Origin of the sequence: Halomonas sp. PAMB 3232 (assembly GCF_031954225.1) — a bacterium.
Taxonomy (GTDB): Bacteria; Pseudomonadota; Gammaproteobacteria; order Pseudomonadales; family Halomonadaceae; genus Vreelandella.
Genome location: NZ_CP134865.1, coordinates 1,736,339 through 1,761,419, shown reverse-complemented (window position 1 = coordinate 1,761,419; position 25,081 = coordinate 1,736,339). Strand labels below are relative to the sequence as shown.

Sequence of the window (25,081 nt, the reverse complement as noted above, 5' to 3'; positions counted from 1 at the left end):
CCCGGTCGCTGATGATGAAAACCAATACGTTACTGCAGCAAGCCGAATCGCAATGCATCAATCGCGGCGTGCGCTTCACCCCGATTCGCAAGCGCGTGCTCGAAATGATCGCCGACAGCGGCGGTGGGCTGAAAGCCTACGACCTGCTCGACCAGCTCTCCAGCGAACACGCCGCCGCGCGTCCGCCGACGGTGTACCGCGCGCTCGAGTTTTTGATCACCGAAGGCTTCGTTCATCGCATCGAGTCTCAAAACGCCTACATCGCCTGCGCCTGCCCCGAGCACACCCACGGCTTTCAGCTGTTGATTTGTCGCCTTTGCGGTCACGTTGAAGAGCTGCACCTGGATGCCATCAGCGACGAGCTGGTGGGTCTTGCGCGAGAAAAAGGCTTCAACGTCGAGCGTCAGACCATCGAATTACAGGGCTACTGCGCTACCTGCCGGGAAAGCGGCCAGGCAAACGCCGCCGCCGACTGACCTTTTTCTTAGCGACCCTTCAAACGAGTATCCGTTATGTCCCGTTTCGACCCGCACGCCTCGCTTTTCAAGGCGCTCGAATCCGCCGGATGCGATGAGACGCTGCCGCCGACCCAAACGCTGTTGGACGCGGCCAGGTTCAATAGCGACGGCCTGATACCCGCCATCGCTCAGCAGCATGACAGCGGCGAAGTACTGATGATGGCTTGGATGAACCGCGAGGCGCTCGAGGAGACCCTCTCGACCCGCCGGGTCTGCTACTATTCCCGCTCGCGCGGCAAACTCTGGCGGAAGGGCGAAAGCTCCGGCCAGCAGCAGGCGCTGGTGTCCGCCGCGTTCGACTGCGACGCCGATACCGTGCTTTTGCAGGTAGACCAAACCGGTCCGGCGTGCCACACCGGCCGGCGCAGCTGCTTTTATATCGCCGTCGACTTTGAGAAAGCCGCCATCACCAGCGCGCCGCTCATCGACCCGGCCACGCTCTACGCCAAGCGCTAACGTGAACGCCTGGCGGGCGGTCAAGAAAGGGATCATCAAAACCCCTGGCGCCCTGATGATCGCGCTGGTTCGGCTCTACCAGCTCATCCTGAGCCCCCTGCTCGGCCCGCGCTGTCGCTTCTGGCCGAGCTGCTCCTCCTACACGATCGAGGCCATCCAGGTACACGGCCCGCTTAAGGGCGGCTGGATGGCCTTGAAACGACTCGTCAAATGCCATCCGGGCCACCCCGGCGGCATGGACCCGGTGCCCGGCGGGCGCAGCGAAGCGCTTTGCCGCGACGACGAAATCGAGTGCGATAAATCCAAAACCGGCAACACACACTGCTGCAACGATCGATCCGATTAGGCGCTTTGCGCGACCTGATAGATGCGCTCGAGCATGGCGTGCAGGCCGTTGCTGCGCGTCGGCGAAAGGTGCTTATCGAGGCCCAGATCCTGCAAAAAGTGCGGCTGGGTGGCGGTAATCTCGGCCGGGGTGCGTTCGCTGTAGATGCGCAGCAGCACGCCAATAAGGCCGGAAACGATGGCCGCGTCTGAGGTCGCCTTGAATACCAGCTTGTCGCCGTCTTGCTCGTGGTTCATCCAGACGTTGGACTGACACCCCTGAATCTTGTACTCCTCGGTTTGCCACTCGGCGGGAAAGTCGGGCAGCTGCTTGCCCATATCGATGATGTACTGGTAGCGATCCATCCAGTTGTCGAACATCTCGAACTCTTCGATCAGTTCCTGCTGGGCGAGCTCGGGGCCTGGCGTGCTCATGGTTTCTCCTTGAAGGCATTAGGCAAATTTGGCCGTCATTATAACGCTCAATCGCGCCGTTTTGTGGGTGAAGCGCCCAGACGATGGCGCTGCTGTTCGGTGTGCCACTGCTCGGCCTCGGTATGCAGATAGCGGCTGGTGGTTTCAAGACGCGCATGGCGCGCGCTTTGGGCCAGGTACCTGAGTTCGATACCCGACTGCGCCTGGTGAGTAATCGACGTATGGCGCAGCCAGTGGGGTGTCGCGTGGCGTAGGGCCTCGATGTGGCCCGGCGCGCCCTGCTCCGCCTCCAGCGCCTCGGCGGCCTGGGCGAAGGTTTTTTTGATCAGCCGGTAGAGCTGGTTGTCGCTGATACCGCGAACACCGTCGAGCGCGCGCAGAAGCGGCGTTGCCTCGTCAAACGCAGGAAGCGATGAGAGCCCCAGCGCCAAGCGCCACTCGGCCAGTGCGCCCAGCATATCCTCGGGCAGAGGAATGCGTGCGGTTTTCTGCCCCTTGCCGGTCACCACCCACCACCAGCGCCCTTCCCTGAAAACGAAATCCTCCATACGGGCGCTGGCCATCTCACTAATACGCGGGGCCAGCAGATAGGCAAAACTGAAAATGAACCGGCACCGCGCCCGCTCATAGCGCTGACGGGTACTCGCGCCCTCCTCCGTATCTCCATTCAGCCAGCCCCAAAGCCATTGCCAAAGCTCGTACTCCAGGTAACGCTCGACGCCAAGTGTTTGGTTATTGAGCCGACGCGACTTGTCGCGCATCAGCCGAAACGGGTTGTGCGCGACCCACCCGGCCTCGACCAGCCAGCCGTAAAGCCCTTGAAGTATCACCAGACTTTGACGCCGGCTCGCCGGCGACAGCCCTGCACGAAACGGCCGCCAGGCGGGGCTCGAGCGCGGCGCTCCACTCCCCACCCAGCGCGAGGCCGGCTGCGGGTCTTCGAGAAACGCCTCGAATTCACGCAGCCCTTCCCGATCGAGTTCGCCCAAACGCCGCCGTGTGTCTGAGAGCCACAGCAGCAGCCGCTCCGCCTCGCGCCGATACGCCTTGAAGGTTTGCGGGCTCTCGCGGTACTCGGCTAGCCATAGTCCGACCGCCTCGGCGTCGCTTGAAGCCGTAATATGGGCAACGCCTTCTGCCCTACCGATGACGTCAAAAACCCTCGAAATATCATCTTCTTGAAGGGTGTAAACCTCATTACTCACTACGCCTTACCTCTTTAATACCTCACGCATCACGCATCACGCCTCACGCCTCACGCCTCACGCCTCACGCCTCACGCCTCACGCCTCACGCCTCACGCCTCACGCCTCACGCCTCACGCCTCACGCCAAATTCTGCCGCCACATCTAAAAAAACTCAAGATAATACGTGTAATCTTGAGTTTTTTAACAGTATAATAAATAAAATTACATATTACGTTTTACGTAATTATTGTTTAAATCGAAAAGATGTCGCAAAATGGTGTCTTTACCAGTCATTGGAATCGACATCATGGCGCGTAGCGGTATTCAGTACGGGGACGTTCAACAGGCGATCGATACGCTGTTGAGTCAGGGAGACACTCCCAGCGTTCAGCGTATTCGCGAGGTGCTGGGCACCGGCAGTTTCACCACCATCAGTGAGCACTTTCGTCAGTGGCGCAGTGAGCGCGAGCAAAATCGCGACGTGCCGCCGCCCAAAGGAGTGCCGGAAGTGGTGGCCAACGCGGCCAGCTCGCTTTGGGCGCAGGCTCAGGAGGTCGCCAACGAAGCGCTGGCCCATTATCGGGAGGATGCCAATCGCCAGGTGCTCGAGGCGCGCGAAGCCGCCGAGCAGGCCGACCAGAACGCTCTTGACGCCGAGCAGCGCGAGAAAGCACTGACAGAGCATTTGCGTCACACCGAAGCGAGACTCGAAGCGTTGAGCCGTGATCTGGCCACGCTCGAATCGACCCAGAGTCAGCTCGTCGAGCAGGCCACCCGCGCCGAACAGCAAACCGAACGTTCTCATCGCGCCTTCGAGGCGTTGGAGAAGCGCTATCACGCGCTGGAAGAGAGCGGCCAAAAGGAGCGTCAGGCGCTTCAAAGCAGCTGGGAGCAGCGGCTGAGTCAGGAAGAGGAGCGCAACGAGGCCTCGGAAGGCAAGCTCATGGCGCTACTGGATACGCTCAGACAGGAGCGCGCCCAGCAGGACAAGGCGCACCAAAAGCGTGTGAGTCAAATGGAGCAAAAACTGGGCGCTCTGGAAGAGTCGCTGGCGAGCCAAAAGCAGGCGCTACAGCAAAAAAGTCGCGACGAGCAAAGCGCCCAGCAGCGCCTGGCGCGCCTCGAGCAGGAGAATCAGCGCCTCAAGGAGCAAAACGCGACGCTGGCGCGAGAACGCGAAGAGACCGAACAGCGTCTGATAACAACGCGCTCGCAAGCGAGCGAGGCCAACGCCTGGCAGCAGACGCTCAATGAGCAGGTCGAGGCGCTTCATCGCCAGCTCAAGGAGTTGCCTCAAACCCTTAAAGCGGCGCGTCAAAAAGAAGAAACGAAAAAGCCACCCCGCTGACGGAGTGGCCTTCGTAGAGCCCATGTGAGGCGAGCCGATTAAAACCAGACGCTCAGGTTTGCGGTTTTGGCGCCTCGTCCTCGGCTTCATCGGGCAGCTCCCAGCTGCCTTCCTCGCTCCAGGGATCGTTCTCGGGAAACTCCTCGATATTGATCTCGGGATCCGAATAGTCCGGCTGGTAGCGCAGATCGTACTTTGCCGCGCGCACCATCGACATCATCAACAGCACCGCGATCAACAGAAGCGGTACGCCGCTAACGATACTGGCGGTTTGCAGCGTCTCGAGCCCGCCCAAAAACAGCAGCGACATGGGCAGAAACGACAGCGTGAACGCCCAGAACAGGCGGTGGAATTTCCCCGGCTCCTCCTCCAGATTCTTCTCCGCCGCAGACGAGAGAATGTAGGCAATGGAGTCGAAGGTGGTTGCAGTAAAGATCGACAGCAGTATCACGACCGCCGCCGTGACCAGCCAGGTTAGCGGCAATTCGCCGAGCACCGCGTAGAACGCCGCGTTGGCAGAGCTGTCGTTCATGATCTGAATGACGTCCAGGGTGCCGCTCAACTGCAGGTAGAGCCCGTAGTTACCCAGAATGATGAAAAATAGCGCACAGCCCAGCGACCCGAAAAAGATCGATCCCGCGACCATGGTCTTGATCCGGCGCCCCTTGGAAATACGCGCGATGAAAAGCCCGACCGTGGGTGCGAACACCAGCCACCAGGCCCAGTAGAAAATCGTCCAGCTACGTGAGAAGCCGGTCTCCTCGAAACCGCCAAGCGCGCCGAAGGGTTCGGTCCAGGTCGCCATGCGCACTAGATTGCTCAGCATCAGGCCAATCGAGTTGAGTCCGGTCTCCAGAATGAACACCGTCGGGCCGGCCACCAGAACGAACAGCAGCACGCCAAGACCCAACCACATGTTGATGTCGGACAGAAGCTCGATACCGCCCTTGAGACCGCGCCAGGCGCTGGCGGCAAAGAGCGCCGTGGTACCTATCAGCACCAGAATCTGGCTAAAGGCGTTAGGCGTGAAATTGAAAAGGTTGCCCAGTCCTTCATTGATCAGTGGTACCAGAATGCCCAATGAAGTCGCGCCGCCGCCCAGCATACCGAAGATGAACAGAATATTGATGACGTTGCCCAGCCAGCTTCGCGCGAGTTTCTCTCCCAGTACCGGGCGAATCGCTTCGCTGATGCGCAGCACCTTGTTCTTGCGCACATGAAGAAAGTACGCCATGGGAAGCGCCGGTACGAGATAGATCGACCAGGCGATCGGCCCCCAGTGGAACATGCCATAAGTGGCCGCCCAAGCGGTCGCCTCCTCGGAAAACGGCTCGAGATGAAACGGCGGCGACTGAAGGTAGTACATCCACTCCACCATGCCCCAGAACACCACCGCCCCGCCGATCCCGGCGGCAAACAGCATCGCCCCCCAGGAGAGCAGCGAAAACTCCGGCTCGGCATCGATATCGCCGAGCTTGATCTGGCCGATGTCGCTGAACACGATATAGATCATGAAGCCTAGTGACGCGAGCCCCATTCCCAAGTAGAGCATGCCAAAATTACGCGACACGAACGCCTGCGCCGCCATGACCCACACACGCCCCACTTCTGGAAAGAGAATCAAGGGTAGCGTTACCAGCAGCAAAAGCCCTAGCGAGCCGAAAAAGATCGGCTTGTGAATGTTGGATAACATCGACGACGTTTTAATGATCCTGTCTCCCGAACGTGTTGGTAGAGTTAAGAGTTATTAGTGATTGGGCTCAAGAGAGCGAAACCCAAGTCGCACGTCTTTACTCAACCATACTACCGGGCGCCGTTTTATCAATTTTCTGACGCAGCCAAGCGTTGACTGTCGGTTAAAATCCCGCTGTCGACCGGAGCAGCGTGATCGATACCGGTGACCCAAGCGCTAAAAAAAGCGCCCCGCGATGGCGGGGCGCTTTTCACTGTCAAGCGTGTTCGATAAGGCAGTAAAAACGCCTACAACCTCAGCCGACCATTTACAGACACGTATCAGTAGTAAGCGTTGGTCGTATCCGAGTGGTCGGTCACGTCGCGGATACCGGCGAGTTCCGGAATGCGCTCGATCAGGGTTTTCTCGACGCCGTCTTTCAATGTCAAATCCACCGCCGCGCAGCCCTGGCAGCCGCCGCCGAAGGCGAGAACCGCCACCTTCTTGTCGGTCAGCTCAATCAGTTTGATCTCGCCACCGTGAGCGGCAAGACCCGGGTTGATCTCGCTGTAAAGCACGTAGTTGATGCGATCTTCCAGCGGGCTATCCGCATTCACCTTGGGCATCTTGGCGTTGGGCGCCTTGATGGTGAGCTGTCCACCCATGCGGTCGGCGTTGAAATCCACCACTGCCTCTTCCAAAAACGCCAAGCTGTTCTTGTCGAGATAGACGTTGATCTTCTCGAGCTCGAGCAGCACGTCCGTAGGCTCTTCTTCGCCTGGGCGGCAGTAAGCCAGGCAGGTTTCCGCGTAGGGGGTGCCGGGCTGGGTGATGAAGATACGCACCGCAATGCCATCCACGTTTTGCTTTTCCAGCAGTTCCGCAAGATAGTCCTGGGCGCTATCGGTGATGTCGATGCCGGGCGCTTCGATAGTCGTGGTCATGAGCGGTCTCATCCTCCTGTGGTAGCGGCGGTGCCGCGTCACATGTCATTTGCCTCTATGGTATGCAAAACCGACTGCGGACACAATCCCGACCATTTTAGTAAACTATTAGTTCCTGCAGCTCTTGCCAGCCCTTTTACCGTCGATATTGGCGCGAAAGCCTGGCCAGTTGACGCCCCGAGTGCTGCCCCGATCAAGCGCGTTTGATATGATAAGCGCCATTTGCGTCGATGTTCGCGCCGAACTTCCCTGATTGCGCTGTTGGAGACTCCCCTTCGCCATGGCTTTACGAGATATGACCGCATCGCTCACCCAACGTCTTTCCCGAAACATCCTGCTTCTGGATGGCGGTATGGGCACCATGTTGCAAAACGCAGCGCTCAGCGAGGCGGAGTTCCGTGGCGAGCGCTTCAAGGCGTGGCCATCGGATCTCAAGGGCAACAATGACCTGCTGGCGCTGACCCAGCCCGAACTGGTCGCGCGCATCCACCGCGACTACCTCGAGGCCGGCGCGGACATACTCGAAACCAACACCTTCAACAGCACCCGCCTCTCCCAGGCCGATTACGGCATGGAGGAGCTGGTAATCGAGCTCAACCGCGAAGCCGCGCGGCTTGCGCGCCGGGTGTGTGACGAGGTGACCGAAGAGACCGGCGTCCCTCGCTTCGTGGCCGGGGTGCTGGGCCCGACCTCGCGCACCGCCTCGCTCTCGCCAGACGTCAATGATCCGGCCAAGCGCAACGTCACCTTCGATGCGCTGTACGAGAACTACTATGAAGCCGCGGCGGCGCTGATCGATGGCGGCAGCGACTTGATCATGATCGAAACGATCTTCGATACGCTCAACGCCAAGGCGGCAATCTACGCGCTCGAAGTGCTGTTCGAGGATCTGGGCAAGCGCCTTCCCGTGATGATCTCCGGCACGATTACCGACGCCTCCGGGCGTACGCTGTCGGGTCAGACCACCGAGGCGTTCTGGAACTCGGTGCGCCACGCCAAGCCCCTGACCGTCGGGCTCAACTGCGCCCTTGGCGCCGAGGAGCTGCGCCCCTATCTCGAAGAGCTTTCGACCCGCGCCGACACCTATGTCTCCGCACACCCCAATGCCGGGCTTCCCAACGAGTTCGGCGAGTACGATCAGACCCCGGAAGAGATGGCCGCCATCGTCGGCGAGTTCGCCCAAAGCGGGCTGGTCAACATCATCGGCGGCTGCTGTGGCTCGACCCCGGAACACATTCGCGCCATTGCTGACGCGGTGCGCGATGTGGCGCCGCGTCAAATCCCGCAGCGCTCGACGGCGTGCCGGCTCTCCGGGCTCGAGCCGTTCAACATCGAGGCGGACTCGCTGTTCGTCAACGTCGGCGAGCGCACCAACGTCACGGGCTCAGCGCGCTTCAAGCGCCTGATCGTCGAAGAGGACTTCACCACCGCGCTCGAGGTGGCGCTGGAGCAGGTGGAAAATGGCGCCCAGGTGATCGATATCAACATGGACGAAGGGATGCTCGAATCCCAGGAAGCCATGGAGCGTTTTCTGAACCTGATCGCCGGCGAGCCGGACATCGCGCGCGTGCCGATCATGATCGACTCCTCCAAATGGGAGATCATCGAAACCGGGCTCAAGTGTGTGCAGGGCAAGGCGGTCGTCAACTCGATCTCGTTGAAGGAAGGCGAAGCCGCCTTTCGCGAGCAGGCGACCAAGTGCATGCGCTACGGTGCGGCGATCGTGGTCATGGCCTTCGATGAGGAAGGCCAAGCGGACACCTTCGCGCGCAAGACCGAAATTTGCGAACGAGCGTATCGCCTGCTGGTCGATGAAATCGGCTTTCCCTCCGAGGACATCATCTTCGATCCCAACATCTTCGCCATCGCCACCGGCATCGAGGAGCACAACAACTACGCGGTGGACTTCATCGAAGCGTGCCGCTGGATTCGCGAGAACCTGCCCCACGCCATGATCTCCGGCGGCGTCTCCAACGTGTCGTTCTCCTTTCGCGGCAACAACCCGGTGCGCGAAGCGATCCACTCGGTGTTCCTGTTCCACGCGATCAAGAACGGTCTTTCCATGGGCATCGTCAACGCCGGTCAGCTCGCGGTCTACGACGACCTGCCGGCCAAACTGCGCGACGCGGTCGAGGACGTGGTGCTCAACCGCCGTGATGACGCCACCGAGCGCCTTCTGGACATTGCCGACGAGTATAAGGGCGACGGCAGCAGCGGCCCGAAAAAGGAGGACCTGGAGTGGCGCGGCCTGCCGGTGAACAAGCGCATCGAGCATGCGCTGGTCAAGGGCATCACCGCCCACATCGAAGCCGACACCGAAGAGGCCCGCGCCCAGGCCGCGCGCCCCATCGAGGTGATCGAAGGCCCCCTGATGGACGGCATGAACGTGGTCGGCGATCTGTTCGGCGCCGGCAAGATGTTTTTGCCACAGGTGGTTAAATCCGCCCGCGTCATGAAGCAGGCGGTAGCGTATCTGATTCCCTACATCGAGGCGGAAAAGAGCGAGGACACCCAGGCCAAGGGCAAGATCGTCATGGCCACGGTAAAAGGCGATGTTCACGACATCGGTAAGAACATCGTCGGCGTGGTGCTCCAGTGCAACAACTACGAGGTGATCGACCTGGGCGTGATGGTGCCCGCCGAAAAGATCCTCAAGGCCGCCGAAGAGCACAATGCCGATATCATCGGCCTCTCCGGGCTGATCACGCCGTCGCTCGACGAGATGGTACACGTGGCCAAGGAGATGCAGCGCCGCGGCATGGATTTGCCGCTTCTGATCGGTGGCGCCACCACGTCGAAAGCGCACACCGCGGTGAAAATCGAGCCGCAGTACGAGCACCCGGTGATCTACGTCACCGACGCCTCGCGGGCCGTCGGCGTGGCCGGGCGGCTGTTGACGCCGAGCCTGAAGGCGGAGTATGTCCAGAGCATTCGCGATGAGTACGTGGTGGTGCGCGAGCGCAACGCCAAGCGCAGACCCAAGGCGGCGGATCTCGACTACACCCAAGCGCGCAAGCGCCGCTTCAAGACCGACTGGAACGAGGTGACGCCCGTCGCCCCCTTGCAGCCCGGCATCACCGTGTTCGAAAACTACGATTTGCGTGAGCTGGTGGAGCGCATCGATTGGACGCCGTTTTTCATGAGCTGGCAGCTCGCCGGCAAGTATCCGAAGATTCTCAACGATGAAGTCGTCGGCGAGGCGGCGCGCAACCTGTTCGAGGATGCCCAGGTGATGCTCGAGAAGTTGCTCTCCGAGGGCCATATCCACGCCCGCGGGGTAATCGGGCTGTGGCCGGCCAACACGGTCGATGACGATGTGATCGAGGTCTACGCCGATGAAAGCCGCGAGCAGGTCGTCGAGCGGCTGCACCATATTCGCCAGCAGACCACCAAGGGCCGCGACGGGCTTTGTTACAGCCTGGCGGACTTCGTCGCGCCCAAGGAGAGCGGCAAACCCGACTGGATCGGCGGCTTTGCGGTCACCACCGGTCATGGCGTCGATGAGCTCTCGAAAGCCTATGAAAAAGCCGGTGACGACTACAGCGCGATCATGGTCCAGGCACTCACCGACCGGCTGGCGGAGGCGTTTGCCGAGCGCATCCACGAGCGCGTGCGTAAGGAGTTCTGGGGCTACGTGAAAGATGAAACGCTCGATAACGATGCGCTCATTGCCGAGAAATATCAGGGCATTCGCCCGGCGCCGGGGTATCCGGCCTGCCCCGACCACACCGAGAAAGCCACCCTGTTCAGGCTTTTGGATGCCACCGAGAACACCGGGCTGGCGCTGACGGAGAACTTCGCCATGTGGCCAGCCGCGGCGGTGTCCGGCTGGTACTTCGCCCACCCGCAGTCGAAGTACTTCTCCACGGGCAAGATCACCCGCGACCAGGTCGAGGCGCTGGCGGCGCGCAAGGCCATGAGCCTCGAGGAGCTAGAGCGCTGGCTCTCTCCAGTGCTCTCCTACGAGCCGGAACCGGCGGCCAGCGCCGCGGTTTGAAGTGCCGCCACCCGGCGCCGGCTTTACAACCGGTGCCGGCGTGCATACGCTTTATAAATATCATTCAAGAATAAAAAGATAATTATATATTCTTTCATAGAATATGACGATCTGCGTTAAGGTGGCGGTACTCGACCGTCCGTCTCGACGTGACCATTTCGCCATGCAGGACCGTGCACATGTACCGTTACGATATTCACGACCAAACGCTCGTCGATGAGCGGGTCGCTCAGTTCCGCGATCAGATGGAGCGTTACCAGGCCGGCAAGCTCGGAGAAGAGGAATTTCGCCCGCTGCGCCTGCAAAACGGTTTGTATATTCAGCGCCATGCGCCGATGCTGCGCATCGCCATTCCCTACGGCATGCTCGCCGGCCATCAGTTGAAAGCGCTGGCCGAGATCACGCGGCGCTACGACCGTGGCTACGGCCACTTCACCACGCGCCAGAACCTGCAGCTCAACTGGCCGGCGCTGGAAGACGTGCCGGACATTCTGGGTGAGCTCGCCAAGGTGCAGATGCACGCCATCCAGACCAGCGGCAACTGTATTCGTAACACGACCAGCGATCAGTTCGCCGGTATCGCCAACGACGAGGTCGAAGACCCGCGCCCGTGGTGCGAGCTGATTCGCCAGTGGTCCACGCTGCACCCGGAATTCGCCTACCTGCCGCGCAAGTTCAAGATCGCGGTCAGCGGCGCCAGTCACGACCGCGCGGCAATTCAGGTTCACGATATCGGCCTGCGCTTCTGGTACAACGCAGACGGCGAGCTACGCGTGAAGGTACTCGCCGGGGGCGGGCTGGGCCGTACGCCGATGATCGCCGAAACCGTACGCGAGGACCTGCCCTGGCAGCACCTGCTCACCTATCTCGAGGCCTGCGTTCGCGTCTATAACCAGTTCGGCCGCCGCGACAACAAATTCAAGGCGCGCATCAAGATTCTGGTCAAGGCGCTGGGCGTCGAAGAGTATCGCCGCCGCGTCGAAGAGGAGTGGGCGCATCTGAAAGACGGCCCCCAGACGCTGAACCAGGCCGCGGTGGATGACGCCAAACGCCACTTCCCCGAGCCCGAGCGCCGCGAAGTGGCACAAAGCGCAATCGACGCTTTCGAGTCGTTACGCGGCGAGAACCGCGCCTTTGCGCGCTTTGTCACCAACAACGTGACCGACCACAAGGTGCCGGGCTACAAGGCGGTAACGCTCTCGCTCAAGCGCCGCGAGCACGCCCCAGGCGATGTGACCGCCGATCAGATGGACGCGGTCGCGGATCTGGCAGACCGTTATGGCTTCGGCGAAATTCGCGTGACCCACGAACAGAACCTGGTGCTGTCCGACGTGCCGGTCGACGAGATCGAAACGCTTTGGCAGGAGCTCGAGGCGCTCGGCATGGCCAACCCCACCGTCGGCACGCTCAACGACATCATCTGCTGCCCCGGCGGCGACTACTGCTCGTTGGCCAACGCGGTGTCGATCCCGATCGCCCAGTCGCTGCAGGAGCGCTTCGAGGATCTGGATTTCCTCTATGATTTGGGCCCGATCGATCTCAATATTTCGGGCTGCATGAACGCCTGCGGCCACCACCACGTCGGCCACATCGGCATTCTCGGGGTCGATAAAAAAGGCGAGGAGTATTACCAGGTCTCGATCGGCGGTAACTCCACCGACGACGCCTCGCTTGGCAAGATTCTGGGCCCGTCGTTCTTCCGCGAAGACGTGCCTGACGTGGTCGAAAAAGTGCTCGAAGTGTACGTGGCCGAGCGCCACGAGGACGAGCGCTTTCTCGATACCTACCGCCGCATCGGCCTGAAACCCTTCAAGGAGCGCGTGTATGCCCACTGATGCCAAAGACGCCGCGGCACAGGATACCGCCCCGGCGCCGGTTCACGTCGACCATTTGATCAATGACGGCGAGCTCGCCGCCGAGAACGCCTGGTGCGTCTCGTATGACGGTGAGGCCCTGCCCGAGCAGCTGCCGGCGTTCGTCCCGTTGGCGCTCTGGCGCGAGCACTTGGGTGACACCGACCTCGCCCCGCTGTTGACCAGCGACACCGAGCTTACACCGGCGCTGGGTGAAGAGCTGAAAAAGGCTCACGCGGTGGCGATCGACTTCCCCGCCTTCACCGACGGGCGCGGCTACAGCCTGGCGCGGCTTCTGCGCGAGCGCTACGGCTTTACGGGCGAGCTTCGCGCGGTGGGCGATGTGCTGATCGATCAGCTCAACTACATGGAGCGCTGCGGCTTCAACGCCATGGCGCTGCGCCAGGATCAGGATCCGGAAACCGCCCTGCGCGCGCTCAGGGCGTTCAGCGTGCGCTATCAGACCGATGTCCAGACGCGCTCAGCGCTGTTCGAGCGCCGCCTGGCCGCTGCCGAGTAAACGCTTTATAAAACCGAGCGGCGCGTTTCTGGCCGCTAATTGAAAGGGCAGCCTACGGGCTGCCTTTTTTGTCGTTGGCGCATTGAGCGCGTTAGCCGCGGCGCTTTTGCTGGCGCTCGCGGTTGTTGGCCTTGGCGCGGTCGCTTTTGCGCAGCATTACCCAGGTCGCTCCGAGCCCCCCGTCAGAAGACTGCGCCGAAACGTACGCCTGCACCTCATCGAACTGGCAAAGCCACTTGGCCAGATACGAGCGCAGCACGTTGGCGGGGCTGTCGATCTCACGCCCGCGGCCGTGAACGATCATCACCGAGCGCAGATCATGACCAAAAGCGTCCTGGATAAAGGGAAAGAGCATCCGCCGGCACTCGGCGAGCGGGCGCCTGAGCAGGTGGAGCTGCGCCTGAACGGGGTAGCCGCCGTGCTTGAGTTTATCGACCACGCCCTGCTGGATACCCTCGCGGCGGTACTCGAGCGGGTCGAACGGCGGCAATAGATCGACGAAGTCGTCGGACAGAAAGTTGTTCTGATCAATAGCCGCCTCGGCGCTTTCTCGCCGGGCCAGCTGCGCCTCGGAGGGCCTGGAGCGCCGGTCGCCCGTATCCGCCCGGCGGCCCTTCGCCAGGGGTTTCACATCACCGACAAAAGCGCGAAAATCCATGTCTTCACGAAAGTCTTCACGAAAATCATCACGAAGTGGCTGATTCATGGCGGGCTCCTCGGAGTGGGTGCAATCGATATCCTGGCATAAAGCGGCGCCGGGCTTAAGGGCTCTCTTTTCAAGGACTATCTTGCATGACACGTTTTGCATCATGCAGGGACGGCGGACACTACAAGGATAGAACATGATCTGGATAAAAAGGGGGTTGGCCCTGGGGCTACTCGTCGTGCTGGGCGTGGCGATGTGGCTCTGGATGACCATGCTAAGCCCCTGGTTTTACGAGCGCCCGGCCCATATTGCGCCTATCGAGCAGCGAAGCCACCAGGTGTTCGTTTACGGCACGCTGCGTTTTGCTCCGGTGCGCTGGGTGGTGATGCATACCGGTGGCGAAGCGCAAGCCGACGCACTAAAAGGCTTCACCAAAAATGGCCTCGACCTTTCGCCGGCCCCGCAGGGCACGGTTCAAGGGCTTCTGCTAACCGTTACGCCCCAGCAGCTTTCGCGACTCGACCGCTATGAGCGGCTGGGCGTTCGCTACCGCCGTGAAGAGGTCGAGCTCGAAAGCGGCGAGGTGGCCTGGGTTTACCGGCGCTTGGCCAATGAGGCGTCAACCAACGCGGCTGCGCCCAACGAGCAGGCTCTGGTAGGATATAAGCGAATGGTGCTTGCCGGTTCAGGCGCCCCGGACCTGCCGGGTTACCACTGGCCGGCGGCAAACGACGCAACTGATCCGCGCGCCAAGACTCGGCTTTTCAAGGAAACCTCATGAGCGACAACACCCCCTATATTCTGGTGCTTTACTATTCGCGCTCCGGCGCCACGCGGGAGATGGCGCGCCAGGTCGCGGCGGGGGTCGAAAGCGTGGCGGGTATCAAGGCGCGGCTTCGCACGGTGGCTTCGGTTTCGCCCACGACCGAAGCCGTGGAAAGCGAGGTGCCGGAAGAAGGCGCCATTTACGCCGACCTTGAGGATCTGCGCCACTGCAGCGGCCTGGCACTGGGAAGCCCTACCCGGTTTGGCAACATGGCCGCCCCGCTCAAATACTTTCTCGATACCACGAGCAATCTCTGGATGAACGGCGCGCTGATCGACAAGCCCGCCACCTGCTTCACCTCGACCTCGAGCATGCACGGCGGTCAGGAGAGCACGCTTTTGACCATGCTGGTGCCGCTTTTGCACCACGGCATGGTCTACGCGGGCATCCCCTATAATGAAACCGAATTGATCGAGACCCAAACCGGCGGCACGCCCTATGGGGCGAGCCACGTGGCGGGTGGGCGCAGCGATCGCGTGATCGATGAGCACGAGCGCGCCCTGTGCGTCGCCCAGGGCAGACGTGTGGCGCGGCTGGCGGTGGCGCTAGAGGCGCTTCGCGAGGCGTCCTCATGAGGCAGTGGCTTCTCGATCTGGAGCGCCGTCACGGGCGCGAGGCGCTGAGCCAAAAAACGCGCCGGCTGGTGTTGATCAGCTTCGTGGTACTGCTGGGGCTTGTGATGCTGCGCGGTTTTCAGGTCCAGGGCGACGAGTACAGCTGGCGCCCGGTACTGGCTTTTGTTTTGCCGCTGTTGCTCTTTTTGCCGTCGATCATCGGCAAGCGGCCCCGGGGCCATGCCTGGCTCGCCTTCGTCAGCCTTTTGTATATCGCCCAGGGCGTGATGTTTGCCGCGGCCACCGGGCAGTTTCTGCGCGGGGCGCTTGAAATCGCCGCCGCTGCCGCGCTGTTTTTCGGCTCGCTGGGCTATGCCCGGTTTGGCGCGCGAAAGGTGTCGCGCTGACCGGCTCGATGAAAAAACGACGACACCCGTTAAAATAACGACACTCAACCACGCTTCAGGGAGCAGCGATCATGAACCGTAATATTGCCGATGTTCGGCGTGACTACGAAGGCGGGCTGTTGGAAGAAGCCGCCATGCCGGACGACCCCTTCACGCTTTTCGACCAGTGGTTAGAGGCCGCTCTCGAAAGCGATGGCCAGGACGCCAACGCCATGACGCTGGCCACCGCCGACAGCCAGGGCCGTCCTCACGCCCGCGTGGTGCTGTTAAAAGGCGTCAATGCCCAAGGGTTGACGTTTTACACCAACTACCACAGCCATAAGGGGAGCGAGCTTGCCAATGTGCCCTTCGCGGCGGCAACGTTCTGGTGGCCGGGGCTTTCTCGCCAGGTACGGGTCGAGGGCGCAGTCGAGCAGGTCGCGCCTGAAGAGTCCGACGCCTACTTTCAGAGCCGGCCGCGAGGTAGTCAGCTGGGCGCCTGGATCGCGACCCAAAGCGTGGTGATCCCGGATCGCAAATGGATCGAGGAGCGCCAGGTACGTTTTGAGCATGCCTACGATGGCCAAACGATACCGCGGCCGATCCACTGGGGCGGCTATCGCATAAAGCCGGACATGATCGAGTTCTGGCAGGGCCAACCCAGCCGCCTGCACGATCGGATACGCTTCGAGCGCCAGGACGACGGCCCCTGGAGCCGCTTTCGCCTCGCGCCTTGATACCCGCATCGACAAACGCCCCTGCCCGCCCTGGGCTGCCAAGGGCGTTTTGATGCAGCTCAATCCGGCAGGCTTTCAAGGCGATGGCGCTGCCAATCGCTGTCCGGCTCGTTGAGGCGTAGGACGGCGTCGATCACCTGCTCGTCCATGTTGTAGCGGCTGGTGAACCCCAGATGTTTCATCAGCGCGCGCATCGGATGATTATCCATCATGATCTTGCCGATCATTTCGATGGTGCCCACGCTCTTGCAGTAGCTGATCATCTTTTCCATCAATAGCTTACCGATTCCCAGCCCCTGCAGATCGTCACGCACGATGATCGAGAACTCGGTCCGCAGGTTGTCGGCGTCGTTGTAGACCCGTACCACCCCCAGCATCTCCTTGCTACCGTCATCGTGCTGGTGCTCGGCGATGAACGCCATCTGGCGGTCGTAGTTGATGTGCGAAAGGATCGACAGATCTCGCTGGGACAGGTTCGACTTGTTGTGGAAGTAGCGAAACCGGATGCTCTCCTCGGAAAGCCGAGTGTGAAAGCGGGTAATCAGCGGTGCATCCTCGGCGCGAATCGGGCGCACCTCGACCTGCCAACCGTTTTTGAGCGTAACCCACTCACGAAGCTCCTCCGGATACGGCATGATCGCAAAGCGCGCCGGCGGGCCCAGATCCATGGCGAAATCGACCGCGAGCAGCCCATCGCGGTTCAACAAAAGCGGATTGAGCTCGAGCCCGCGCAGATCAACCAGATCCGAAGCCATCTGCGAAAGCTTGACCAGCAACTGGCAGAGCCGCTCGATATCGCGCTCCGCCTCGCCCGAGTGTTCGCGAATCAGCGAGGCGGCGTGGGTGCGCCCCACCATGTCCGCGGCCAGACTCATGTTGAGCGGCGGCAGCGCCACCTGGCGATCCGCCAACACGTTCACCTTGTAGCCGCCGATACCGAACACGATCAAGGGGCCGAACACCGGATCACGGGTGATGCCCGCACAGATCTGCATCGAGTGTTTGCCGCGCTGCATGGGCTGCAGGCAGTACTCCTGGATGGTGTACTCGGGAAACTTCTCGCGCACCTTGTCGCCCAGACGCTGAACGCCTTCGGCGACCTGGCTTGGGGTGACCAGATCCTGCAGCAGCCCGGCAGAAATCTTGTGCGGGTGGCGGCGGTAACGGTACGGGTGGCAGTTGCCATCGTGTACCACCTTTAGAGCCTTGGGGCCGGCGAAGTGCCCCTGCTCCTTGAGCGCATCGCTCGGGTTTTGCAAATAGACGCTCGGCGCGGTGGGGATACCGTAGGCCTCGAGCACTGTCGCGGTTTCCGAGTGGGTGAGCGTGTAGCGGCGCTGTTCCTTGGCTTTCGCGATCAGTTCCCGGCAGGCCTGACGGTCAGCGGCGCGAGTGTCGAAGGTCAAACTGGGCGGAATCTCGTGCAAAAGCGCCTGTACCCGCTGGTAGTCGACCATGTGCATGAACGCCTTGACCGCTTTTTCCGGCGAAATATAGGTAGGAATACCCGCGGCGCTAAACGTGCTTCTCGCTTTGAGCGCCTCCTTGAGGCCCATCCAACTGGTCAGCAGGTTACGCTTGAAGCGTTTGCGGCTGTCGATCAGCGCTTGGGCGGTTTCGACCGACGGCGCCAGGCGGGTCGGCGCATGGACGACCAGTACCGCGTCCACGTTAGGGTCGGCGGTGACGATCTCCAGTGCCTCGACGAAGCGCCTGGGGGTGGCATTGCCGCCCAGATCCACCGGGTTCTCGCCGGGCTTGCTGCGATCGACCTTACGCTCGGTCAACGCGGTCTGGGTTTCATCGCTAAAGCGTGCGAGTGTGCCGCCGGCGCTTATGAGCTTGTCGATGGCGAGCATCGCCGGGCCAAGGCCGTTGGAGACCACCGCAAGGCGGTCGCCGCGCAGCGGGCGCATGCGTGAAAGCGTCTCCAGCGCGTCGAAGAGCTCGTCGGAATCGTTGACGCGCACGACGCCGGCACGGGCGAAGGCAGCATCGAACACCACGTCCCGGTGGGTGATACCCGGCGTCGGCGCCATACCGGAGATATCCGACTCCGGCGTTCGCCCGCTTTTGATCGCCAGCACCAACCGGTTACGCGAGGCGTCGCGTACCGACGTCATGAAGTGCTGCGCGTCCTTGATACGCTCCAGGTGGAGCAAGATGGCCTGGGCCGGCGAGAACTGGTTCACGTAGTCGATCAGATCCGGCAGCAGCACATCGACGCTATCACCCACGCTGATCAGGTGAGAAAAGCCTACTTCGCGCCCCGCCGCCCAGTCGATCATGGCGTTAGCGAGCATCCCGGACTGGCCCAGATACGCCACCCGCCCGGGCTTGACCGGCTGGCTGGCGTAGGAGGCGTTGAGCTTTTTGCTGGGCACGATCAGCCCCATGCACTCCGGGCCCAGCACGCGAATGCCCGAGACACGAGCGGCCTGAAGCATTTGCTCTCGAATCGAGCCTTCGCTGCCCTGCTCGCGATCGAGATACGCCCCGCCCGAGAGTACCAGCGCCGCCTTGACGCCCTTGCGACCGAGCTTTTCGATGAGCCCGGGTGCCCCTTCCACCGGCGAGCAGATCACCGCAAGCCCCGGCGGCTCGGGAAGCTCATCGACGCCTTTGAAACAGGGAACGCCGAAAACCTCGTCGTAGCCTTTTAAATTGACCGCCCAAAGTTTACCTTTGAACCCACCCTCCTGAAGATTGCCGAGCACCAGCCCGCCCAGAGACTCCGGCTTTTCAGAGGCGCCAAAGACGGCGATCGTTTGCGGCTCGAAAAAGTGATGTAAAAAGCGGGTGCTCACGAACGCATCTCCTGGGGGTATTTCATGTACGACTTATGATCAGTGTCGCGCACGCACTCATAGCGATTAAGGTAGCCTGACATTGAATGGAGCGCCTGCATGATTACCGCCTACCTTACCCATCCCGACTGCGTGTTGCACCACATGGGCCCGGACCACCCGGAAAGCCCTGCGCGGCTCGAGGCCATACGGGCGCGCCTGTTGCTGGATGGGCTCTTGCAGCAAACCATGCAGGGCGAAGCCAGGGAAGTCGAGCCGGCAGCGCTTGCGCGGGTTCACGCAAAGCGCCATCTCGAGGCGCTGGAGCGCTGCCTCCCCGAGCAAGGCCTCACATCGCTTGATAGCGACACGCTGATGAACCCGGATACGCTCAAAGCCGCCCGGGTGGCAGCGGGCGCGGTGGTCAAGGGCATCGACCAGGTGTTCAAGCGTCAGGCCGACAACGTGTTCTGCGCCGTGCGCCCGCCAGGCCACCACGCCGAGGCCGCCGACGCCATGGGATTTTGCTTTTACAACAACGTCGCCGTTGGCGCGGCCCACGCCCGCGAACATTACGGCGCAAAGCGCGTCGCGATTCTGGATTTCGACGTTCACCAGTGCAACGGCACCATCGATATCTTCAAAAACGACCCAGACGTGTTGATCTGCACAAGCTACCAGTTTCCCTTCTACCCCTGGCGCTATCTCAAAAGCGAGTGGCCAAACGTAGTCAATACGCCGCTGGAGGCGGGGACCAAAAGCGCAGGCTTTCGATCGGCCGTCGAGCAGCAATGGCTGCCCGCGCTACACGACTTCAAGCCGGATCTGGTACTGCTCTCCACCGGTTTTGATGCCCACCGCGACGACCCCATGGGCGAGCTCGAGCTCGAGGATGAGGATTACTACTGGATCACGTGCCAGGCCATGGAGATTGCAAAACTCTACGCTGAAAACCGACTGGTGTCTGTTCTCGAGGGCGGCTACAACCCGAAGTCGTTGGCCAGCGGCTGCAGCGCGCATCTCAAGGCACTATTGGGTCTACCTTTCGAGGCCGCTCCCGGGGCTGGCGCATGAAAGACCGTGCATGGAAACGGTATAAAAGGCAATCGTGTTAACATGGCGCCTTGATCATGGTAACGACAGGCAAACAGGACGGCGCTGATTCATGACCGAGACGTATGACGAGCACGCGGCCTTAAGGATCGCATCGGGGCGCAAGGAGTTCGTCGAGCCGCTGCGCTTGGGCGCCAGGCTCAAGGAGATTCGCCTGGCCAATACCTGGACACTCGAAGACGTCAGCCGTCGCACCGGCATCGCCCGCTCGACGCTATCAAAAATCGAAAACGACCAGGTCTCGCCGACGTTTAGCGTCGTCCAGAAACTCACCTCCGGGCTTGCCATCGACCTGCCCCAACTATTCACCCCGCCCAAGCGCGAACATTACACCATGGGCCGGCGTGACTTGACGCCCAAGGGTAAAGGACAGCTTCACCCTACCCCGACTTATGAACACGAGCTTTTGGGCCACCAGTTGGCGCAAAAGCGCATGATACCTTTCAAGACGGTCGTGCGGGCGCGGAGTTTCGAGGCGTACCAGCAGTGGGTACGCCATGACGGTGAGGAGTTTTTGATGGTGCTGGAAGGCGACATACTGCTCTACAGCGAGTTCTACGCCCCGCAGGCGCTCACCGAGGGCGACAGCATCTACTTCGACAGCGACATGGGCCACGCGCTGGTATCGACCAGCGTCGAGGATGCGGTGGTACTGTCCGTATGTACGCGGGGCGACTTGATCTAGCCCCGGCTCTCAAAGGCAGTTGGTCGGTTTGGGGAGCCCGGCCAAGCGCGCCACGCGCCGCGCCGGACTTTCCGGGAAAAGCGACATCAAATAAAGCGAATTGCCCTTCTCTTCACCCAGCGCTTGGCGCGTGGCCTTGACCAGCGCACGCATGGCCGGTGCCATCTCAAAACGAGCGTAGAATTCCCGCACGACGGCAATGATTTCCCAATGTGCCGGCGTCAGCGCCAACCCTTCATCACGCGCCAACGCCTCGGCAACCTCATTGTTCCACGACTTTTGATCCACCAGATATCCTTCAGGATCCAGTTTCAGATTTTCGTTGCAATCAAGATAACGGTATAAATTTTCATCTTTCATATCAATACCAAGTCACACACTGTTCATGGCGCTCCGAGAGCGCTAAAAATCCTGCCATGTCCACTATGGAAAACGTCTGCCGCTTGGCGACATCAATGAGCCCTCGTGACGCCAGGTCTTCCTGGAGTAAATATACCCGGCCCTTGCACTGCTCGAACCCTGTCCACTCAGGCTTCAGGCACGCCTGAACGGCTTTTTCGATCAGCACGACCTCGTCGCTTTTGGCGACCACGCGCAGCATGTTCGTTGCGCAATTCGCATCGACCCGCTGATTCAAGATATGCAGCATGCGTCCTCTTTAATATCGGCAACCATCAGAAATGAAGAACGTCTCGCGCGCGCTGATAAAGCGCGGCCAGCTCGCTTTCAGAAATCACTCGCGCGGCATCGATCAGCAGACCGGCGTCGAGCCCTTGCTCTACCAGGCTGCTTTCGGGCACCAGCAGTTCCTCGATATCGTACATCTCTAACATCTCGAGCGTGGGTAGCACGGCCTTCTGCCCCGGCGCACCGGCCTGTTGCGATTTCAGTAGTGCCAAAGCGCCCTCGCCGGCGAATAAAAGCGTGACCGGCTCACCGAACGCCGCGGCCACCAGCGCCACGTCAAGGCCTTCTCTGAGCGCGTTGGACGCAAAGGGGGCGCTTCTTAGCGTAATCAGGCGGGCGGGGTGCTCGGTCATCGTTTGCCTCGAGTGGAGAGTTCGGGAATCACGCTCGGGGAGTGAAGCGTCAGGCGAAGGTAATGAATCGGTCGCAGCTTTTTTGCAGCGTCAAAAGCTGGCCCAGCCCCGTGAGCTCGAAGGGCGCTTCAAGCGTGTGCTGGGTCAGACCATGGCGTTTGGCCTCGGCTCGGTCGAGCACGCCTCGGCGAAGCGACGCCGCCACGCATACGTCAAGCGCCGTGGCGTGATCACGATTGAGCGCTGCCCACGCCTCTCTTAAATTAAGCTCATCTTGGGGCGGGCTCATTAGCGACGAGGCATTGTGCACGCCATCCTGATAGAAAAACACGCCGATTAGCGTGTGGCCCCTGTCGATTACGGCGTGGGCGAAGCGTAGCGCCGAATGCGGTGCCGGGCTCGTATAGGGTGCGCCGGTCACCAGTAGTCCGTATTTCATTTCGCTCTCGTTGCGGGCATGAACTGCCTATAAAAAAACAGACCCTACCGAAGTAGGGTCTGTTTGGGTAGCGGGTCGACCAAAAAATCAGTCGCTGCTCATGATGCCCAGAATGGAGAGAAGGCTTACGAACAGGTTGTAAATGGAGACATAGAGCGTAACGGTCGCCAGAATGTAGTTGGTTTCGCCCGCGCGGTGAACGATCTCGCTGGTCTGGTACAAAATCGCCGCCGAGGCGAAAAGTACGAAACCGGCAGAAACCATCAATGACAGCGCCGGAATTTGGAAGATCAGTCCAGCCACCATGGCCAGGATCAGCACGATGGCGCCCGCCATCAGGAAGTTGCCAAGGAAGCTGAAGTCCTTTTTGGTCATCAGCGCGACGGCGGAAAGACCGATGAAGGTCAGGCCGGTCATGGCCAGCGCGTTCATGATCAGCGCACCGCCGTTGGGCAGCGTCAGATAGGCCGAGATGATCGGGCCAAGGGTAAAGCCCATGAAACCGGTGAAGGCAAACGTGGCCAGAAGCCCAGCGGCGGAGTTGGCGGTTTTATGCACCAAAAACATCAGCCCATAAGCGCCGATGAAGAAGACGAAAATGTTCATCTGCTGTACGCCGAGCGCGACAGAAGCGCCAGCGGTAACGGCCGAGAACAGCAGCGTCATGGCCAAAAGTGCGTAGGTATTACGCAGTACCTTGTTGGCTCTAGCGCCGCTAACCGCCTGATCCTGCTGCGGTCGTACGGTGTGCGAATCGTTGAACGCCATGGTTATAAACTCCCTGGTAGTCGTACTAACAACGGACAAGCATGCCGTGACGTAGTTCCCGGTGCAAGCCCTTCAAATTCAAAAAAAGCTCATCGTTGGACGAAGATTCAACGCAATGTGTCTATGCTAACTTCATGGATATACCACGCCCCGAATAAATGCGAGTTTATTCGCTCTACTTACACCTGATAAAAGGAGTCACCATGACGCTATCCACTCATCGTATCCTGAAACTCAACGCGCTGACTGTTGCAGTTCTTCTAAGTACCCAGGCATTTGGCTTTGACCCTCAAGGGAAAGACGTTACCTACCAGGTCGGTGACGAGAGCTTCGAAGGTTATTTCGTTGAAGCCCAGGGCGAGTCGAAAGGCAGCGTATTGATCGTCCACGACTGGGACGGCGTCGACGACTACGAGCGCGAGCGCGCCGACATGCTAGCCGAACAGGGCTACGATGCGTTCGCGGTGGATCTCTTCGGTCAGGGTAACCGCCCCCAGGAAGTGGAAGCGAAGCAGGCCGCTACCAGCGCGCTATACGAAGATCGTGAGCGGATGCGCGAACTGACGCTGGCAGGCTTGACGCAGGCGCGCGAGCAGGGTGCGGCAAGCGCAACCGTCATTATGGGCTACTGTTTCGGCGGCACCGTGGCGCTTGAGATGGCACGCTCCGGTGAAGCCGATGACATCGCCGCCTACACGAGTTTTCACGGCGGCCTGGATACGCCCGAGGGTCAGTCCTACGCAAGCGATACGCCGCCGATTTTTATCGCTCACGGCGGCGCTGATGAAATGGTGAGTTTGGACGATGTTGCAACGCTGGCCTCAGAGCTCGAAGAGGCCAACATCACCTATGAGATCGGCATCTACTCTGGAGCCCCCCACGCCTTTAGCGTTTTTGGCAGCGACCGCTATGACGAACGCGCCGATCAACGCTCCTGGGCCACGTTCCAGCAGTGGCTCGAGGAAATGCTTTGAGCCAAGCGTGTTAGAAACGCCTGCCCATCGATGCCTGCCCCTTTTTCTGGAACTCATTAGGGGCGGGATTTTCAGCTTTCGACCTCCCGCAAATCCTCGATCTCGACGCCCTCGGGCAGGTCGTCGGCTTCGGCGGGCAGCCAAACCGGGTGTAGATCGCTATCCTCGCGGCCGTCCTCGAGGGTTTGTCCGGGAACGCGGTATACGATGCGTTCGCGCTTGACATCCCAGGCATAGATTTTATCCATCGGTCCTCCTTGCGGGTTCGTATGCATACAGCCAATGCCCAAAGAGAGGCAGGACTGCTATCATCGCACGGTGTTAAACAAGTCAATGTCAGGAGAAAGTTATGAAGTCCATGTTCGCTCTGGGTCTGGTGGCCATCATGCTGGTAAGCGCCGGCTGCGCCTCTGGCACTAGCTCTTCGCGCTCGGCAGAGTGTCGTAAACAGGCAGAACAGCTTGGTGATACCATGCACTATGGCGACTGCCTGCGCGGCTCACGTACGGAGGCGACCTACTAGGCTACGCATCTAAACGCCTCGACCGCATAAAAAAACGGTTCAGCTTAAGCTGAACCGTTTTTGTTTAATCGTCTGTGTCGGCCTTGTGAGAGGCTTCTCTCAACGTTTTTTCAAGGCTGTGCTCGCCGCCGTCTTCTTCGTTGCTGTCATCGACCAGAAAGCTCGAATGACGCCCTTTGGGCTTGATGTCGGCGCCGCAGCTACCGCAATTGTCCGGGTCTTCCGGCGCTCCCTTGGGTTCAGAGGGGTCATACTCCTTGCCACACTGCTCGCACTTCTCAAGATGCTTCATTGGTTTCTCCTTTCCTGACCACCTGATGATATTGAACACGCCAAGTGCCAATAGGTTC

The 25,081-nt window shown here is 60.6% G+C and carries 28 protein-coding genes; 15 read left to right on the top strand and 13 right to left on the bottom strand.

The window, feature by feature from the left end:
• The first annotated feature begins 11 nt into the window (after positions 1 to 11).
• From RN346_RS08025 to yidD, 3 genes are read left to right on the top strand one after another with little or no spacing between them, the layout of a single operon-like run.
• The gene (locus tag RN346_RS08025; RefSeq protein ID WP_263587317.1) at positions 12 to 476 is read left to right on the top strand and encodes a transcriptional repressor; all 465 of its coding nucleotides are present in this window, start codon (positions 12 to 14) and stop codon (positions 474 to 476) included.
• A gap of 36 nt (positions 477 to 512) precedes the next feature.
• On the top strand, positions 513 to 974 hold the full coding sequence (gene hisI / locus RN346_RS08020) for a phosphoribosyl-AMP cyclohydrolase (RefSeq protein WP_263584150.1): 462 nt from the start codon (positions 513 to 515) through the stop codon (positions 972 to 974).
• Between the two features lie 55 nt (positions 975 to 1,029).
• On the top strand, positions 1,030 to 1,320 hold the full coding sequence (gene yidD, locus RN346_RS08015; RefSeq protein WP_263587318.1) for a membrane protein insertion efficiency factor YidD: 291 nt from the start codon (positions 1,030 to 1,032) through the stop codon (positions 1,318 to 1,320).
• Here the strand turns inward: yidD and RN346_RS08010 are convergent.
• Both RN346_RS08010 and RN346_RS08005 read right to left on the bottom strand, forming a co-directional pair.
• On the bottom strand, positions 1,317 to 1,733 hold the full coding sequence (locus RN346_RS08010; protein WP_311960769.1) for a SufE family protein: 417 nt from the start codon (positions 1,731 to 1,733) through the stop codon (positions 1,317 to 1,319). The two genes, yidD and RN346_RS08010, sit on opposite strands and share 4 nt — an antisense overlap.
• A gap of 47 nt (positions 1,734 to 1,780) precedes the next feature.
• Complete coding sequence (locus tag RN346_RS08005; protein ID WP_311962699.1) at positions 1,781 to 2,902, bottom strand: tyrosine-type recombinase/integrase; 1,122 nt, start codon at positions 2,900 to 2,902, stop codon at positions 1,781 to 1,783.
• Positions 2,903 to 3,194: 292 nt separating this feature from the next.
• Between RN346_RS08005 and RN346_RS08000 the strand changes: the two genes are divergently transcribed.
• Positions 3,195 to 4,268, top strand: a complete 1,074-nt coding sequence (locus RN346_RS08000; protein ID WP_311962643.1) for a DNA-binding protein — start codon at positions 3,195 to 3,197, stop codon at positions 4,266 to 4,268.
• Between the two features lie 52 nt (positions 4,269 to 4,320).
• On the opposite strand, the gene RN346_RS07995 is transcribed toward RN346_RS08000, so the two are convergent.
• Together RN346_RS07995 and nfuA are read right to left on the bottom strand one after the other, a co-directional pair.
• Positions 4,321 to 5,961, bottom strand: a complete 1,641-nt coding sequence (locus tag RN346_RS07995; protein WP_263584153.1) for a BCCT family transporter — start codon at positions 5,959 to 5,961, stop codon at positions 4,321 to 4,323.
• A gap of 320 nt (positions 5,962 to 6,281) precedes the next feature.
• Positions 6,282 to 6,884 carry a Fe-S biogenesis protein NfuA gene (gene nfuA / locus RN346_RS07990; RefSeq protein WP_263584154.1) on the bottom strand — a complete coding sequence of 201 codons (603 nt, stop codon included), beginning with the start codon at positions 6,882 to 6,884 and terminating at the stop codon, positions 6,282 to 6,284.
• Between the two features lie 280 nt (positions 6,885 to 7,164).
• Here nfuA and metH point away from each other — a divergent pair, with 280 nt between their 5' ends.
• The 3 genes from metH to RN346_RS07975 all read left to right on the top strand — a co-directional run bounded on the left by metH (position 7,165) and on the right by RN346_RS07975 (position 13,254).
• Positions 7,165 to 10,881 (top strand): methionine synthase, encoded by a 3,717-nt coding sequence (metH, locus tag RN346_RS07985; protein ID WP_311962642.1) that lies wholly within the window; start codon positions 7,165 to 7,167, stop codon positions 10,879 to 10,881.
• Positions 10,882 to 11,060: 179 nt separating this feature from the next.
• Positions 11,061 to 12,716 carry a nitrite/sulfite reductase gene (locus RN346_RS07980; RefSeq protein ID WP_311962641.1) on the top strand — a complete coding sequence of 552 codons (1,656 nt, stop codon included), beginning with the start codon at positions 11,061 to 11,063 and terminating at the stop codon, positions 12,714 to 12,716.
• Positions 12,706 to 13,254 carry a DUF934 domain-containing protein gene (locus tag RN346_RS07975; protein WP_311962640.1) on the top strand — a complete coding sequence of 183 codons (549 nt, stop codon included), beginning with the start codon at positions 12,706 to 12,708 and terminating at the stop codon, positions 13,252 to 13,254. The genes RN346_RS07980 and RN346_RS07975 overlap by 11 nt, the downstream gene beginning before the upstream one ends.
• 91 nt (positions 13,255 to 13,345) lie before the next feature.
• Here RN346_RS07975 and smrA read toward each other — a convergent pair whose 3' ends face one another.
• Entirely contained in the window at positions 13,346 to 13,960 is a 615-nt protein-coding gene (gene smrA / locus RN346_RS07970) for a DNA endonuclease SmrA (protein ID WP_263584158.1), read from the bottom strand.
• Positions 13,961 to 14,096: 136 nt separating this feature from the next.
• Between smrA and RN346_RS07965 the strand changes: the two genes are divergently transcribed.
• From RN346_RS07965 to pdxH, 4 genes are all read left to right on the top strand, one after another.
• On the top strand, positions 14,097 to 14,681 hold the full coding sequence (locus RN346_RS07965; RefSeq protein WP_311962639.1) for a gamma-glutamylcyclotransferase family protein: 585 nt from the start codon (positions 14,097 to 14,099) through the stop codon (positions 14,679 to 14,681).
• A complete protein-coding gene (gene wrbA, locus RN346_RS07960; protein ID WP_263584160.1) occupies positions 14,678 to 15,301 on the top strand; it encodes an NAD(P)H:quinone oxidoreductase in 624 nt (207 codons plus the stop codon). The genes RN346_RS07965 and wrbA overlap by 4 nt, the downstream gene beginning before the upstream one ends.
• The gene (locus RN346_RS07955) at positions 15,298 to 15,687 is read left to right on the top strand and encodes a DUF2069 domain-containing protein (protein WP_263584161.1); all 390 of its coding nucleotides are present in this window, start codon (positions 15,298 to 15,300) and stop codon (positions 15,685 to 15,687) included. The genes wrbA and RN346_RS07955 overlap by 4 nt, the downstream gene beginning before the upstream one ends.
• 71 nt (positions 15,688 to 15,758) lie before the next feature.
• A complete protein-coding gene (pdxH, locus tag RN346_RS07950) occupies positions 15,759 to 16,403 on the top strand; it encodes a pyridoxamine 5'-phosphate oxidase (protein ID WP_311962638.1) in 645 nt (214 codons plus the stop codon).
• A 59-nt stretch (positions 16,404 to 16,462) separates the two neighbouring features.
• Here pdxH and RN346_RS07945 read toward each other — a convergent pair whose 3' ends face one another.
• Positions 16,463 to 19,210 (bottom strand): bifunctional acetate--CoA ligase family protein/GNAT family N-acetyltransferase, encoded by a 2,748-nt coding sequence (locus RN346_RS07945; RefSeq protein ID WP_311962636.1) that lies wholly within the window; start codon positions 19,208 to 19,210, stop codon positions 16,463 to 16,465.
• 99 nt (positions 19,211 to 19,309) lie between these two features.
• Here RN346_RS07945 and RN346_RS07940 point away from each other — a divergent pair, with 99 nt between their 5' ends.
• Together RN346_RS07940 and RN346_RS07935 are read left to right on the top strand one after the other, a co-directional pair.
• A complete protein-coding gene (locus RN346_RS07940) occupies positions 19,310 to 20,263 on the top strand; it encodes a histone deacetylase family protein (protein WP_311962635.1) in 954 nt (317 codons plus the stop codon).
• A 91-nt stretch (positions 20,264 to 20,354) separates the two neighbouring features.
• The gene (locus tag RN346_RS07935) at positions 20,355 to 20,987 is read left to right on the top strand and encodes a helix-turn-helix domain-containing protein (protein WP_263584165.1); all 633 of its coding nucleotides are present in this window, start codon (positions 20,355 to 20,357) and stop codon (positions 20,985 to 20,987) included.
• A gap of 9 nt (positions 20,988 to 20,996) precedes the next feature.
• On the opposite strand, the gene RN346_RS07930 is transcribed toward RN346_RS07935, so the two are convergent.
• From RN346_RS07930 to RN346_RS07910, 5 genes are all read right to left on the bottom strand, one after another.
• The gene (locus RN346_RS07930; protein ID WP_311962634.1) at positions 20,997 to 21,347 is read right to left on the bottom strand and encodes a TusE/DsrC/DsvC family sulfur relay protein; all 351 of its coding nucleotides are present in this window, start codon (positions 21,345 to 21,347) and stop codon (positions 20,997 to 20,999) included.
• 1 nt (position 21,348) lies between these two features.
• Positions 21,349 to 21,636: a sulfurtransferase complex subunit TusB gene (gene tusB, locus RN346_RS07925; protein WP_263584167.1), complete on the bottom strand. Its 288-nt coding sequence runs from the start codon at positions 21,634 to 21,636 to the stop codon at positions 21,349 to 21,351.
• Between the two features lie 25 nt (positions 21,637 to 21,661).
• Positions 21,662 to 22,027 carry a DsrE family protein gene (locus RN346_RS07920; RefSeq protein ID WP_263584168.1) on the bottom strand — a complete coding sequence of 122 codons (366 nt, stop codon included), beginning with the start codon at positions 22,025 to 22,027 and terminating at the stop codon, positions 21,662 to 21,664.
• Positions 22,028 to 22,076: 49 nt separating this feature from the next.
• The gene (gene tusD / locus RN346_RS07915) at positions 22,077 to 22,466 is read right to left on the bottom strand and encodes a sulfurtransferase complex subunit TusD (RefSeq protein WP_263584169.1); all 390 of its coding nucleotides are present in this window, start codon (positions 22,464 to 22,466) and stop codon (positions 22,077 to 22,079) included.
• Between the two features lie 87 nt (positions 22,467 to 22,553).
• A complete protein-coding gene (locus tag RN346_RS07910) occupies positions 22,554 to 23,234 on the bottom strand; it encodes a Bax inhibitor-1/YccA family protein (RefSeq protein ID WP_263584170.1) in 681 nt (226 codons plus the stop codon).
• Between the two features lie 203 nt (positions 23,235 to 23,437).
• Here RN346_RS07910 and RN346_RS07905 point away from each other — a divergent pair, with 203 nt between their 5' ends.
• On the top strand, positions 23,438 to 24,208 hold the full coding sequence (locus RN346_RS07905; protein WP_311962633.1) for a dienelactone hydrolase family protein: 771 nt from the start codon (positions 23,438 to 23,440) through the stop codon (positions 24,206 to 24,208).
• 71 nt (positions 24,209 to 24,279) lie between these two features.
• Here the strand turns inward: RN346_RS07905 and RN346_RS07900 are convergent, their stop codons facing one another.
• On the bottom strand, positions 24,280 to 24,456 hold the full coding sequence (locus tag RN346_RS07900; protein ID WP_311960752.1) for a hypothetical protein: 177 nt from the start codon (positions 24,454 to 24,456) through the stop codon (positions 24,280 to 24,282).
• Between the two features lie 101 nt (positions 24,457 to 24,557).
• Here RN346_RS07900 and RN346_RS07895 point away from each other — a divergent pair, with 101 nt between their 5' ends.
• Positions 24,558 to 24,731, top strand: coding sequence for a hypothetical protein (locus RN346_RS07895; protein WP_263584173.1), 174 nt, complete (start codon positions 24,558 to 24,560; stop codon positions 24,729 to 24,731).
• Between the two features lie 64 nt (positions 24,732 to 24,795).
• Here the strand turns inward: RN346_RS07895 and RN346_RS07890 are convergent, their stop codons facing one another.
• Positions 24,796 to 25,023, bottom strand: a complete 228-nt coding sequence (locus tag RN346_RS07890; RefSeq protein ID WP_263584174.1) for a hypothetical protein — start codon at positions 25,021 to 25,023, stop codon at positions 24,796 to 24,798.
• Positions 25,024 to 25,081 lie beyond the last annotated feature (58 nt).

Coding starts and splice junctions, on each gene's coding strand:
- RN346_RS08025 (WP_263587317.1), top strand. CDS start 12: ATGATGAAAACCAATACGTTACTGCAGCAAGCCGAATCGCAATGCATC.
- hisI (WP_263584150.1), top strand. CDS start 513: ATGTCCCGTTTCGACCCGCACGCCTCGCTTTTCAAGGCGCTCGAATCC.
- yidD (WP_263587318.1), top strand. CDS start 1,030: ATGATCGCGCTGGTTCGGCTCTACCAGCTCATCCTGAGCCCCCTGCTC.
- RN346_RS08010 (WP_311960769.1), bottom strand. CDS start 1,733: ATGAGCACGCCAGGCCCCGAGCTCGCCCAGCAGGAACTGATCGAAGAG.
- RN346_RS08000 (WP_311962643.1), top strand. CDS start 3,195: ATGGTGTCTTTACCAGTCATTGGAATCGACATCATGGCGCGTAGCGGT.
- RN346_RS07995 (WP_263584153.1), bottom strand. CDS start 5,961: ATGTTATCCAACATTCACAAGCCGATCTTTTTCGGCTCGCTAGGGCTT.
- nfuA (WP_263584154.1), bottom strand. CDS start 6,884: ATGACCACGACTATCGAAGCGCCCGGCATCGACATCACCGATAGCGCC.
- metH (WP_311962642.1), top strand. CDS start 7,165: ATGGCTTTACGAGATATGACCGCATCGCTCACCCAACGTCTTTCCCGA.
- RN346_RS07980 (WP_311962641.1), top strand. CDS start 11,061: ATGTACCGTTACGATATTCACGACCAAACGCTCGTCGATGAGCGGGTC.
- RN346_RS07975 (WP_311962640.1), top strand. CDS start 12,706: ATGCCCACTGATGCCAAAGACGCCGCGGCACAGGATACCGCCCCGGCG.
- smrA (WP_263584158.1), bottom strand. CDS start 13,960: ATGAATCAGCCACTTCGTGATGATTTTCGTGAAGACTTTCGTGAAGAC.
- RN346_RS07965 (WP_311962639.1), top strand. CDS start 14,097: ATGATCTGGATAAAAAGGGGGTTGGCCCTGGGGCTACTCGTCGTGCTG.
- wrbA (WP_263584160.1), top strand. CDS start 14,678: ATGAGCGACAACACCCCCTATATTCTGGTGCTTTACTATTCGCGCTCC.
- RN346_RS07955 (WP_263584161.1), top strand. CDS start 15,298: ATGAGGCAGTGGCTTCTCGATCTGGAGCGCCGTCACGGGCGCGAGGCG.
- pdxH (WP_311962638.1), top strand. CDS start 15,759: ATGAACCGTAATATTGCCGATGTTCGGCGTGACTACGAAGGCGGGCTG.
- RN346_RS07940 (WP_311962635.1), top strand. CDS start 19,310: ATGATTACCGCCTACCTTACCCATCCCGACTGCGTGTTGCACCACATG.
- RN346_RS07935 (WP_263584165.1), top strand. CDS start 20,355: ATGACCGAGACGTATGACGAGCACGCGGCCTTAAGGATCGCATCGGGG.
- RN346_RS07930 (WP_311962634.1), bottom strand. CDS start 21,347: ATGAAAGATGAAAATTTATACCGTTATCTTGATTGCAACGAAAATCTG.
- tusB (WP_263584167.1), bottom strand. CDS start 21,636: ATGCTGCATATCTTGAATCAGCGGGTCGATGCGAATTGCGCAACGAAC.
- RN346_RS07920 (WP_263584168.1), bottom strand. CDS start 22,027: ATGACCGAGCACCCCGCCCGCCTGATTACGCTAAGAAGCGCCCCCTTT.
- tusD (WP_263584169.1), bottom strand. CDS start 22,466: ATGAAATACGGACTACTGGTGACCGGCGCACCCTATACGAGCCCGGCA.
- RN346_RS07910 (WP_263584170.1), bottom strand. CDS start 23,234: ATGGCGTTCAACGATTCGCACACCGTACGACCGCAGCAGGATCAGGCG.
- RN346_RS07905 (WP_311962633.1), top strand. CDS start 23,438: ATGACGCTATCCACTCATCGTATCCTGAAACTCAACGCGCTGACTGTT.
- RN346_RS07900 (WP_311960752.1), bottom strand. CDS start 24,456: ATGGATAAAATCTATGCCTGGGATGTCAAGCGCGAACGCATCGTATAC.
- RN346_RS07895 (WP_263584173.1), top strand. CDS start 24,558: ATGAAGTCCATGTTCGCTCTGGGTCTGGTGGCCATCATGCTGGTAAGC.
- RN346_RS07890 (WP_263584174.1), bottom strand. CDS start 25,023: ATGAAGCATCTTGAGAAGTGCGAGCAGTGTGGCAAGGAGTATGACCCC.